This window comes from Nocardia arthritidis NBRC 100137, assembly GCF_001612765.1.
GTDB lineage: Bacteria > Actinomycetota > Actinomycetes > Mycobacteriales > Mycobacteriaceae > Nocardia > Nocardia arthritidis.
In genome coordinates, this window is record NZ_BDBB01000016.1 from 1 (window position 1) to 11,817 (window position 11,817).

General features: G+C 69.1%; 10 protein-coding genes and 2 tRNA genes. 6 read left to right on the forward strand and 6 right to left on the reverse strand.

Annotation, left to right across the window (positions count from 1 at the left end):
- Positions 1–1,453: alpha/beta fold hydrolase (locus tag NA8_RS12785; protein ID WP_063050616.1), on the reverse strand; the 1,453-nt coding region annotated here is incomplete at its 3' end.
- Positions 1,454–1,522: 69 nt separating this feature from the next.
- Positions 1,523–2,077 carry a TetR/AcrR family transcriptional regulator gene (locus tag NA8_RS12790; protein WP_063050617.1) on the reverse strand — a complete coding sequence of 185 codons (555 nt, stop codon included), beginning with the start codon at positions 2,075–2,077 and terminating at the stop codon, positions 1,523–1,525.
- A 143-nt stretch (positions 2,078–2,220) separates the two neighbouring features.
- On the opposite strand from NA8_RS12790, the gene serA reads away from it, so the two are divergent.
- Both serA and NA8_RS12800 read left to right on the forward strand, forming a co-directional pair.
- Entirely contained in the window at positions 2,221–3,819 is a 1,599-nt protein-coding gene (gene serA / locus NA8_RS12795; protein ID WP_063050618.1) for a phosphoglycerate dehydrogenase, read from the forward strand.
- Between the two features lie 277 nt (positions 3,820–4,096).
- A complete protein-coding gene (locus NA8_RS12800; protein ID WP_063050619.1) occupies positions 4,097–5,104 on the forward strand; it encodes a 3-isopropylmalate dehydrogenase in 1,008 nt (335 codons plus the stop codon).
- A 209-nt stretch (positions 5,105–5,313) separates the two neighbouring features.
- Here the strand turns inward: NA8_RS12800 and NA8_RS12805 are convergent, their stop codons facing one another.
- Positions 5,314–6,495 (reverse strand): MFS transporter, encoded by a 1,182-nt coding sequence (locus NA8_RS12805; protein ID WP_063050620.1) that lies wholly within the window; start codon positions 6,493–6,495, stop codon positions 5,314–5,316.
- A gap of 203 nt (positions 6,496–6,698) precedes the next feature.
- Here NA8_RS12805 and NA8_RS12810 point away from each other — a divergent pair, with 203 nt between their 5' ends.
- From NA8_RS12810 to NA8_RS12825, 4 genes are all read left to right on the forward strand, one after another.
- Positions 6,699–7,472 (forward strand): fumarylacetoacetate hydrolase family protein, encoded by a 774-nt coding sequence (locus NA8_RS12810; protein ID WP_062969885.1) that lies wholly within the window; start codon positions 6,699–6,701, stop codon positions 7,470–7,472.
- Positions 7,473–7,485: 13 nt separating this feature from the next.
- Positions 7,486–8,961, forward strand: a complete 1,476-nt coding sequence (gene gltX / locus NA8_RS12815) for a glutamate--tRNA ligase (RefSeq protein WP_063050621.1) — start codon at positions 7,486–7,488, stop codon at positions 8,959–8,961.
- Positions 8,962–9,090: 129 nt separating this feature from the next.
- Positions 9,091–9,162, forward strand: a tRNA-Gln gene (locus NA8_RS12820).
- Positions 9,163–9,307: 145 nt separating this feature from the next.
- A tRNA-Glu gene (locus tag NA8_RS12825) sits at positions 9,308–9,380 on the forward strand.
- A gap of 813 nt (positions 9,381–10,193) precedes the next feature.
- Here the strand turns inward: NA8_RS12825 and NA8_RS12830 are convergent.
- The 3 genes from NA8_RS12830 to NA8_RS12840 form a co-directional block, all read right to left on the reverse strand.
- Complete coding sequence (locus NA8_RS12830; protein WP_063050622.1) at positions 10,194–10,373, reverse strand: DUF5302 domain-containing protein; 180 nt, start codon at positions 10,371–10,373, stop codon at positions 10,194–10,196.
- Between the two features lie 148 nt (positions 10,374–10,521).
- Positions 10,522–11,022 carry a PPOX class F420-dependent oxidoreductase gene (locus tag NA8_RS12835; protein ID WP_063050623.1) on the reverse strand — a complete coding sequence of 167 codons (501 nt, stop codon included), beginning with the start codon at positions 11,020–11,022 and terminating at the stop codon, positions 10,522–10,524.
- Positions 11,023–11,054: 32 nt separating this feature from the next.
- Positions 11,055–11,756 carry an IclR family transcriptional regulator gene (locus tag NA8_RS12840; protein WP_063050624.1) on the reverse strand — a complete coding sequence of 234 codons (702 nt, stop codon included), beginning with the start codon at positions 11,754–11,756 and terminating at the stop codon, positions 11,055–11,057.
- Positions 11,757–11,817 lie beyond the last annotated feature (61 nt).

An 11,817-nucleotide genomic window follows, 5' to 3' on the forward strand; every position in this document is an offset into this window, starting at 1 on the left:
TGCGCAGGTTCGCCGCGGCGCTCGCGAGCGCGGCGCTCTCCGGCACGCCGAGCCGATCGGCGAGGGAACCGGCAGACATCCGGCGCATCGCCACCGCGGCCAATGGTGAGCGCAGCAGCAGGCCGGACGGTGGCTGCAGGAACGAGGGAGCCACCAGCACCACCCCGGAGACCCGCTCGGGATGCCGCGCCGCGTACCGCAGCACCGGCCCGCAGCCGAGCGAATGGCCGACCAGCACGGGACGGCTACGGACGGAGGCGAGCAGTTTCGGCAACACCGCATCGGTATCGCCGGGCGCCGAGCGCCCCAAGCCCGGCAGGTCGACGACCAGACTCGGCCCGTCCAACTCGGCGCGCACCTCGTTCCACGACTCACCGTCGAGCGGAAGGCCGTGCACCAGAACATAGTTTGGACGGCTCCGTTCACCACCCACCCATACGCCGTCGACGAATCCGGCAGTCGGATCGTCGGCCACCGCGCCGAACCGGCTGGCCACCAGATGGTCGGCCCACGTCAGCAAGGTCGCCTCGGTCGCAGGCATGGTGAGCCCGGCACGGCGGGCCACGTCCTGCGCCGCCGACGTGTCGTAGCGGTCCTCGGCGATGAACGTCATCGTTTCCGGATCGGCGCCGGTCAGCGCGCGCGGAAGTTTCGCGATGACGCCGACCGGAATGGACAAGCGCGGCGCGCGGACGCCGAGGTGCCCGGCCAGCAGCCGTATCAGCTTCGGCAGCTCGGGTGTTCGATCATCCAGAACCGTGTAGGAGCGACCCGCGGTATCCGGCAGGGCGGGCAGGCTGATCAAGAAATCGGTGAAGTAGTCCAGGTCGAGGATCGGCACGAAGGTCGCGGGGCCGCCGGGGACGGCCGGGAGCCGTCCGTTCCACAGGTCCTCGACGACGCTCGACAGCCCGACGTATTGACCTGGTCCGATCACGCTGCTCGGATTCGCGATGGTCAGCGCGACGCCGAGCTCCGCCGCCCGGCTGCGCAGCAGGGGATCCGATTCGAACTTCGAAGCGCCGTAGGCGCCCCTCTCGTAATGCTGCTCCTCGGATTCCTCGACGGTGATCCGATATCCGGTGATGTGCACGACGCGCCGCAGTTCGGGCCGGGCGGCGGCCCACTCCAGCACCCGCAGCGCACCGGTGACGTTGACCGCGTACGCGTCCTCGCGAGCGAGCCCGAAGGCGAAGCGGGCGGCGCAGTTGTACACGTCGCGAATACCGGAGGGGTCGAACCCCGTGGGCAGGCCGAGGTCGGGGGCGGTGACATCACACGCGACGATCTCCAGCCCGCCCGAATCCACGGCTCGGCGGCGCAACCAGCCGGTGAGCCGCTCCTCGCTGCCCGGCCGCAAGGCGGCGGTGACGGAATGCCCCTGCTCGAGTAAGCGGGCGACCGCGTTGCGGCCGAGGAACCCGGCGGCTCCGAACACGATGCTGTCGGACATGACTACTCCTTACTAGACCGGTCTACATATTTTGGTGACACGTGGAAAGGCTCAGCGGGACATCCGCCGTCAGATCATGGTGCGCAGAATGCGTTCCACCCGCTCCAGGGGTTCACGACTGCGTTGGGCGCGGGCGAGCAACAGCGCGCCCTCGACCATCGCCAGCACCGTGGCGGCCAAATCGTCGGCGTCCGCACGGCCGTCGGCGCGCAGTCGCAGCCGCAACGCCTGTTCCCATGCGGCGTACGCGGCGGCGCACTCCGTTTGGATCGAGTCGTTCCCGGCCGCGACGTCCAAGGCCACCGTGGCGACCGGGCAGCCCTGTTGCCAGCCGGACGCTTCCAGCCGGTCGCCGAACGCGCGCAGCAGCGTGCTCGCGGCCGCGGCGGCATCGCCGGGCTCGATCGTGTCGATCAACGCCGTGATCTCCTTGCCCGCCTGAGCGATCGCGGCCGCGACCAGTTCGTCCTTGCCGCCGGGGAAGTGGAAGTACAACGACCCACGCGGTGCGCCGCTGGCCGCCAAGATCTGGTTGAGCCCCGCACCGTAATAGCCGTGCCGCTCCATGAGCGTGCGCGCCGCGTCGACGAGTTTGCCGCGAGTTTCGGTCCCTTTGACGCCCATGCGTCGACTATAGACCGGTCTTCATATTTTTGCCAGGAGGGTGACTGAGGACGCCCGCCTACCAGGTGGTAGCCGGGGTGGAAATCGCGCGCACTAAGCTGTTCGGCGGTAATTGCCGACCCCATTCCCCAGGAGTACTCCACGTGAGCCAAGCAGGCCGTCCTGTAGTTCTGATCGCCGACAAGCTCGCCCAGTCGACCGTCGACGCGCTCGGTGACGGTGTCGAGGTCCGGTGGGTCGACGGACCCGACCGCCCGGCCCTGCTGGCCGCGGTGCCCGAGGCCGACGCGCTGCTCGTGCGCTCGGCGACCACGGTCGACGCCGAGGTCCTGGACGCCGGGAAGAACCTGAAGATCGTCGCCCGCGCGGGGGTCGGCCTCGACAACGTCGACGTGCCCGCCGCCACCGAGCGCGGTGTCATGGTCGTGAACGCGCCCACCTCGAACATCCACACCGCCGCCGAGCACGCGGTCACCCTGCTGCTGGCCGCCGCCCGCCAGGTTCCCGCCGCGGACGCCACCCTGCGCGAGCGCACCTGGCAGCGCAGCAAGTTCAACGGCGTCGAGATCTTCGACAAGACCGTCGGCGTCGTCGGCCTGGGCCGCATCGGCCAGCTGTTCGCCGCGCGCCTGGCCGCCTTCGAGACCAAGATCGTCGCCTACGACCCGTACGTGTCGCCCGCGCGCGCCGCGCAGCTCGGCATCGAGCTGCTGACCCTCGACGAGCTGCTCGAGCGCGCCGACCTGATCTCGATCCATCTGCCGAAGACCCCGGAGACCAAGGGCCTCATCGGCAAGGAGGCCATCGCCAAGACCAAGCCGGGCGTGATCATCGTCAACGCCGCCCGCGGTGGCCTGGTCGACGAGGCCGCCCTGGCCGAGGCGATCAAGTCCGGCCACGTGCGCGCCGCCGGCCTGGACGTGTTCGAGACCGAGCCGTGCACCGACAGCCCGCTGTTCGATCTGCCGCAGGTCGTGGTGACCCCGCACCTGGGCGCCTCCACCTCCGAGGCCCAGGACCGCGCGGGCACCGACGTCGCCAAGTCGGTGCTGCTGGCGCTGGCGGGTGAGTTCGTGCCCGGCGCGGTGAACGTCACCGGCGGCACCGTCGGCGAAGAGGTCGCCCCCTGGCTGGACATCGTCCGCAAGCAGGGCGCCCTGCTCGGCGCGCTGTCCAACGAGCTGCCGGTCAGCGTCGAGATCCAGGTGCGCGGCGAGCTGGCCGCCCAGGAGGTCGGCGTGCTGGAGCTGTCCGCGCTGCGCGGCATCTTCTCCGCGCTGGTCGAAGACCAGGTCACCTTCGTCAACGCGCCCGCGCTGGCCAAGGACCGCGGGATCACCGCCGAGGTCACCACGGCCTCGGAGAGCCCGAGCCACCGCAGTGTCGTCGACCTGCGCGCCGTGTTCGGCGACGGCAGCACCCTGAACGTGGCGGGCACGCTGACCGAGCCGCAGCTGGTGGAGAAGATCGTCAACATCAACGGCCGCAACTACGACATGCGCGCCGAGGGCCTCAACCTGGCCATCCTGAACTACGAGGACCGGCCGGGCGCGCTGGGCCGGATCGGCACCAAGCTCGGCGAGGCCGAGGTCGACATCCTGGCCGCGCAGCTGACCCAGGACGTCGACAAGGAAGGCGCCACCGTCGTGCTGCGCGTGGCCCGCGAGGTGCCCGCCGACGTGCAGGCCGCGATCGCCGAGTCCGTCGGTGCGGCCAAGGTCGTCCAGGTCGACCTGTCCTGATCCCGCCGGGGCGCATGCCCCGGCCGAAGCGGAATCGGCGCCGCGCACGAAGCACTCGTGCGCGGCGCCGGTCGCTCGGCCGACGCGCCACCGGCGCGCGGAATCGGTGCGAGTTCGCGGTGCGCCGCGTCCTCGCGCCCGGTGCTCGGCGATCCGGCCGCGCCGAGTACCGTGACGGTGCTGCGGTCACCCGGCCGGAATGTCGTGCGCACCCGACGGCCCCCTTTACCGCATGATGCGGCGGCCGCGACCGGCAACATCGAACGGAGCATTTGTCATGAAGCTTGCTGTCATCCCGGGTGACGGGATCGGGCCCGAGGTCATCGCCGAGGCGCTCAAGGTGCTCGACGTGGTCATGCCCGGCGTCGAGAAGACCGAGTACGACCTCGGTGCGCGCCGCTACCACGCGACCGGCGAGATCCTGCCGGACTCGGTGCTGCCCGAGCTGAAGCAGCACGACGCCATCCTGCTCGGCGCGATCGGCGACCCGTCGGTGCCCAGCGGCGTGCTCGAACGCGGCCTGTTGCTGCGCACCCGGTTCGCGCTGGACCACCACGTGAACCTGCGGCCGTCCAGGCTGTTCCCCGGCGTGACCAGCCCGCTCGCGGGCAACCCCGACATCGACTTCGTGGTCGTGCGCGAGGGCACCGAGGGGCCCTACACCGGCACCGGCGGCGCGATCCGCGTCGGCACCCCGCACGAGGTGGCGACCGAGGTCAGCACCAACACCCGCTTCGGCATCGAGCGCGTGGTGCGCTACGCCTTCGCCAAGGCGCAGACCCGGCGCAAGCACCTGACGCTGGTGCACAAGAACAACGTGCTCACCTTCGCCGGCTCGCTCTGGCAGCGCACCGTGGACGAGGTCGCAGCCGAATTCCCCGACGTCACAACGGCTTACCAGCACATCGATGCCGCCACCATCCACATGGTCAACGACCCTGGCCGGTTCGACGTGATCGTCACCGACAACCTCTTCGGCGACATCATCACCGACCTCGCCGCGGCCGTGAGCGGCGGCATCGGCCTGGCCGCCAGCGGCAACATCGACGCGTCCGGGACGAACCCCAGCATGTTCGAGCCGGTGCACGGCAGCGCCCCCGACATCGCGGGCCAGTCCAAGGCCGACCCCACCGCTGCGATCCTCTCGGTCTCCCTCCTGCTCAACCACCTGGGCGACACCGAGGCGGCCACGCGCATCGAGTCGGCGGTCGCCAAGGACCTCGAGTCGCGCTCGGGAGCCGCGTCGACCGTGGAAATCGGCGACCGGATCGCCGCCACCCTCTGACATACCCCAGCAAGGTCCCGCCCCCCGGGAGCGGGACCTTGCTGTGATCGATCATCGATCGGTCCTCGGCACGTCACCGCGCATTCGCACGTCAGGGGGCGGTTCGCGTCCGCCGCGCCACTGCCGAGCCTCGGCCCGTTTTCCACCGAACTCTGGTGTGGCCCGGCGTGGGGCGGGCCTTTGCCCGAGGCCGATGACGTCGGTGTTCGTCAGGCGGCGTCGCGCGGGACGAGGGGGATGGCCGCGACAGCCGTGACGGCGGCCAGCAGGAAGGCGGCGGGGAAGCCGCTCACGGTGATCAGAGCGCCGAACACCGGCGGGACGGCGGCCATGGCCAGGTTCTGGCCGGTGTTCTGAATGCCGAGTCCCCGGCCGCTCCAGTACGGGCCCGCGATTTCGGCGACCGCGGTGAAGGCCAAACCGTTGTCGGAGACGGTGATGACGGACGCGGCGATCAACAGCGGGATGGCCGCCCACCACCACGCGGTCCACGCGGTCAGCGCCAGCGCGGCCATCGAGAGCACGGCGGCCACGGCGACGGTGCGCAGCGGCCCCATCCGGCTGCCGACCCGATCCGACCACGCACCCGCGCCGATGCGGCCCAGCGCGCCGAGAACTTGGGTGACCGTCACCAGCGCGCCCGCCGTGGTCAGCGACCAGCCGATGTCGCGGTGCAGCCATAGCAGCGCGAAGGTCCACACCGTGCCCTGCGGGACGACCAGCAGCACCGAGACCAGATGGATGCGCCACAGCGTGGCGTCGTCGCGATAGGGATTGGCGCGCGACGCCGGATCGGCGGCGGAAGCGGCGGGGCGCGGCGGATCGACGATGCCTGCCAGACAGCCCACGGCCGCCACGCCTGCCATGAGAGCGGGAACGAGAATGGCCGCGGGCACACCGTGGGCAGAGGCGACGGCCGGAATCGCCAGTGCGCCGACGCCCACGCCCAGCGGCTGCGCGGTCTGCCGGATCCCCATCGCCAGACCGCGCCGATGCGGCGGGAACCAGCCGACGATCACCCGGCCGCTGGCGCCATTGGTGCTCGCCGCCCCGACGCCGCCGAGGAAAAGCAGCGCACCCAGCGCGATGTCGTCGGTCGTGGCGGCCGCGGCGCACCCGGCCGCCAGCATCAGCAGCGGACCGCCGACCAGCACTTTGCGTTCGCCGATCCGGTCGACCAGGTAACCCCACGCGATCAGGGTGCACACCAGGCCGACGGTGGGCATGGCCACGAGCAGGCCGGCGGTCGCCAGCGGCATGCCGCTGGCGGTCAGCGCGGGCAGCAGGAACGGGACGCCGTGGATGAAGACCGCGCTGGAGGCCTGCGCGAACACGCCGAGACCGAGCATGGACCAGCGCCGAACCTCGTCGATCTGCGTAACGGTCGCCATCGGCTCACCTCAAATCTCATTATTCGGGATTAGCGTCCCACTTTATGAACTGACTTGGTCACGGTACACCCCGGTGGCCGCTGGATTCGATGGCTGCGGCTGTCGGGCTCCTCACAGCGCGGGCCACCGCCGTGCCCACGCGGGATCCGACCACTCGGTCGGGCGCGTTCGGGCAGGTGACGGCGGGTCGATAGACTCCCGGCATGCGTCTAGGTCGAGTTGCCAGTCCAGATGGGGTCGCCTTCGTCAGCATCGAGGGCGACGGAAGCGACAGCGTGGCCAAGGAGATCGCGGAACACCCGTTCGGCACACCGACGTTCACCGGCCGGAGCTGGCCGCTGGCCGACGTGCGGCTGCTCGCGCCGATCCTGGCCAGCAAGGTGGTCTGCATCGGCAAGAACTACGCCGCCCATGCCGCCGAGATGGGCGGGCCCGCCCCCGCCGACCCGGTGATCTTCCTCAAGCCGAACACCGCGATCGTGGGGCCGAACGCCCCGATCATCTTGCCGCCCAGTTCATCTCAGGTCGATTACGAAGGGGAGCTGGCGATCGTCATCGGCCGCCCCTGCAAGGACGTGCCCGCCGCCCGCGCGCTGGACGTGGTGCTCGGTTACACCGCCGCCAACGACGTGACCGCCCGCGACCAGCAGCGCCACGACGGCCAGTGGACCAGGGGCAAGGGCTACGACACGTTCTGCCCGCTCGGTCCCTGGATCGAAACGTCCTTGGACCCTTCGGATCTGGAGATCGTCACCGAGCTCGACGGCGAGGTGCGCCAGCGTAGCCGTACTTCGCTTCTGCTGCACGACATTCCGAAGCTCATCGAGTGGGTCACCACCGTGATGACGCTGCTGCCCGGTGACGTCATCCTCACCGGCACCCCAGAGGGCGTCGGCCCGATGCGCGAGGGCCAGCAGGTGTCGGTGACCGTCGAGGGCATCGGAACCCTCACCAATCCCGTTGCCGCCAAACGCTGATCGAAAGAGAGCCATGACTGAAGTACGGGTCCGATTCTGCCCGTCACCGACCGGAACGCCGCACGTCGGCCTGATCCGGACGGCGCTGTTCAACTGGGCCTACGCCCGCCACCACGGTGGCACATTCGTCTTTCGGATCGAAGACACCGACGCCGCACGCGATTCCGAGGAATCCTACCGCGCGATTATCGACGCGCTGCGCTGGCTCGGGCTCACCTGGGACGAGGGGCCGGAGGTCGGCGGTCCTTACGAACCATATCGCCAGTCGTTGCGAAAAGATCTGCACCTGGACGTGGTTCGGCGTTTGCTGGAGGCCGGTGAGGCGTATGAATCGTTCTCCACTCCGGAGGAAGTCGAGGCCCGCCATCGTGCCGACGGACGCGATCCGAAACTCGGTTACGACAACTACGATCGCGATCTGACGCCCGAGCGGATCGAGGCGTACCGGGCCGAGGGCCGCCTTGCCGTGATACGGCTGCGGATGCCCGACGAAGACCTGTCCTGGAACGATCTGGTGCGCGGCGAGACCACCTTCAAGGCGGGCAGCGTCCCGGACTTCGCGCTCACCCGGGGCAATGGCGATCCGCTGTACACCCTGGTCAACCCGGTCGACGACGCGCTGATGCGGATCACCCACGTGCTGCGCGGCGAGGACCTGCTCTCCTCCACGCCGCGGCAACTCGCGCTGTACGCCGCGTTGCGCCGGATCGGGGTTGCCGAATTCACTCCCGAGTTCGGTCACCTGCCCTTCGTCATGGGCCAGGGCAACAAGAAGTTGTCCAAGCGTGACCCGGAGTCGAATCTGTTCGCTCACCGCGACCGCGGCTTCATTCCTGAAGGTTTGCTGAATTATCTCGCGCTACTCGGCTGGGGTCTGTCCGAGGACCGCGACGTTTTCTCCATGGCGGAGATGGTCGCGGCCTTCGATATTTCGAAAGTAAATTCGAATCCGGCCCGTTTCGACCAGAAGAAGGCGGACGCACTCAACGCCGAGCACATCCGATTGCTGGCGCCGGGTGATTTCGCCCACCGGCTGCGGGAGTATCTCACCGAACACGGGCATATCGGCGCGGAAATCGATGAGAAGGTGTTCGCCGAGGCGGCGGAACTCGTACAGACCAGGATCGTCGTGTTGTCCGACGCCTGGGAACTGTTGCGATTCCTGTTCGCGCCCGCGGATGAGTTCGCGATCGACCCCGCCGCGGGTGCCAAGAATCTGGGTGCCGGCGCCGCCGAGGTATTGCAGTCCGCTATTACCGTGTTGGAGCCGTTGACCGACTGGACCGCCGAGGCTATCGAAGCGGCGCTGAAAAAGGCGCTGATCGATGATCTGGGGCTCAAACCGCGCAAAGCCTTCGCGCCGGTGCGGGTCGCGGTCACCGGGTCGCATATCAGCCCGCCGCTGTACGAATCGCTGGAACTGCTCGGTCGGGGCGTCACCCTGGACCGGCTGCGCTCGGCGCTGGACTGGAAGGACACGGCCCAGTAGCGGCGCAGGGTCGAAAATATGGCTTTGACCAGGCGATTTGTAGTTAACCCGTAGCCGTTTGGTACTCTTCTTCTCGGCCCGGAACACGGTCTCGAGTCACCCAGACTCGCGACTGAACTACCTGGTCATTGGGGTATGGTGTAATTGGCAACACAGCTGATTCTGGTTCAGCCATTCTAGGTTCGAGTCCTGGTACCCCAGCGGAGTGGGTTGTTCGACTTCGGTTCGCGGCCGAAATCAATCAACACCTGGCGATTTGGTCGCCGGGCCTCGGCCGGTTAAGCTAGCCGAGCCTCCTGATCGAAAGATCACCACGGCGCTCCTCGCGACAGTGAAGAGCAGTCCTGGCCCCGTCGTCTAGCGGCCTAGGACGCCGCCCTCTCAAGGCGGTAGCGCGGGTTCGAATCCCGTCGGGGCTACACGAGTGAAAGGCTCATGCTCATAGAGCATGAGCCTTTCTCGTTTCGCTATGTCTTGTGGGGGTGCAACCCCCGCCCTGCCACGATCCAGGGGCCTGCTCGGGAGACGTTGGCTCGCCCTTTCGTGGCTGGACCCGGCGGTCATCTCGACTCGACCCCGCTCCCGCTCTCGAACTCCGCTGGCAGCGTGCGGCTGGACGATCTCGGTCAGGTGGGCATCCGCGCAACTGGATCGGTAATCATGGCCTATCCGCACGGTGGCTCCGGGCCTCGATGTTGTCCACCGATCGCATGATCGCCTCCGATATGGCTCGTGTCCGAGTTGTGGCCGGATGGGCTGGTGTGTGAAGCGCCACGGATGCGCCGCGCCGGAGCGGCGCGGACGGCCTTGGTGACGATGCTGCGGCTCGGGTCGTCCGAGTTGGCATCCCGCTCCAGTCGCGGATTTCGCGTCGCCCGTGAACAGGGCTCGCAGACACCGCGCACGCCGCGAGACTGTACTCGCGGATTGGGCCGCACCCGAGGTCGACGACCACGGTCGCGCCCGCGGCCGCGAATTCGGTCCGAGAGCCGGTGATGTAGCCCTCACGCTCGAGGATTTCGGCGATGGCCAGGACGCTCTCGGCGGTGCGGTGTGCGGCGCCGCGACGCGGCTGTGCGCGCTACCCCGGATATCGGGCTGTCGCGGCTCGCGTCACTTCTACGGGTACTTCGCGCCGAGAGTCGAGTGCCCCTCGGCTTGTCCGGCGCGAACCGGCGCAAAAGAGAGGCCCTCCAGCGATCTTGCCGGAGGGCCTTCGCCGCCTGCGCGGACTATCCGCTCTTGCGCCGGAATTCCCGCTTGTGGCTGGCCGCGGTGTGCGCCGCGGACGCCTTGGACCGTCCGTCGAGGTGGTCTGCCGCGCGGGCGTTCTGCTGGTTCTTGCGCTCCAGTGCCTCCCGGAACTTGCGCTTCACCTCGTCGGCGCCATTGGACTTACCCGAATCCGCCATCGCTGCTCCTCGTCGTCGCGGTCGCGCGGCGCGTCCTCGCGGGCGGCGCTGCCCGGCCGAATCTTGTCGAACACCCCGACGCTAGCTCGTGCGAGGTGTCTGTGTCAGTTGGATTTCGGGCGCGTCGCGCGACCCGAGCCCGCGCGGGTCAGGAAAGCGCCTGTGCGGTGCTGCCGCCGAGCGGCATGGCCGGGAGCCCCAGCTTGCGGTGATCCCAGCTGCGCGTGCGCTCGGGCACGACGCGCACGGCGACCCGCTTGTGCAGCATGGCCTCGACCATCGGCCGCACCTCCTCGCTGTAGGGGCCGGTGTAGCGCTCCCAGACGCTCACGCCGACGGCGAAGAGTTTCCCGGCGTCCTCGATGATCTCGGCGCGGCCCTCGATGGACACGCCCCTGAGCTGGTCGTAGGTGTCGCCCGCCTCGACCATGCAGGTGATCCTGGGATCGCGGCGCAGGTTCACCGCCTTCTGCGACTTGGCCTTGGTCTCGAACCAGATCTCCCCGTCGATGAGCGCGTACCACATCGCGGTGAGGTGCGGCGTGCCCTGCGGTCCGATGGTCGCCAGCGTCGCGATCCGGCTGCGCCGCAAGAAATCGGTGATCTCGGTGTCGGACATCACGATCTGTGCCCGTTGGTTGACTCCCATGGGCCCACTGTAGAGAGCCGATGTGAAACGGGTTACAGGCGCCTGTGCAGGGCCTCGGCCGCCGCGACCAGATCCGCCGCCCACCGGGCGCCCGGCCTGCGGCCCATCCGATCGATCGGCCCCGACACCGACACGGCCGCGACCACGGAGCCGCCGGCGTCGCGCACCGGCGCGGAAACGCTGGCCACGCCTGCCGCACGCTCGGCCGCGCTCTGCGCCCACCCGCGCTTGCGCACCTCGGCCAGCGCACGCTCGCCGAACACCGCGTCCGGCAGGATAGTGCGCTGCAATTCCGGGTCGGCCCACGCCAGCAGCACTTTGGCCGCCGAACCCGCGGTCAGCGGCAGTCGCGCCCCGATCGGCACGGTGTCGCGCAGTCCGACGGGGGGTTCCAGCGCCGCGACGCAGACCCGGGCGTTGCCGTCGCGGCAGTAGAGCTGGACGCTCTCGCCGGTGATCTCGCGCAACCGGGGCAGGATGGCCGAGGCGGCCTCGAGCAGCGGGTCATCGGCGCTGGTCGCGAGCTCGGCCAGCGCCGGACCCGGCCGCCAGGTGCCGTTGCTGTCGCGAGCGAGCAGGCGGTGCACCTCCAGGCCGACGGCCAACCGGTGTGCGGTGGCGCGGGGCAGGCCGGTGCGCGCACAGAGCTCGTTGAGACCCGAGGGATGCTCGGCTACGGCGTACAGGACCGCCACTGCTTTGTCGAGGACGCCGATGCCGCTATGCTGTCTCATAGAACGATACTAGCGTCTCGAATGTTGAGAAATCCACCTTCATCGGTAGATGTCCTCAGCG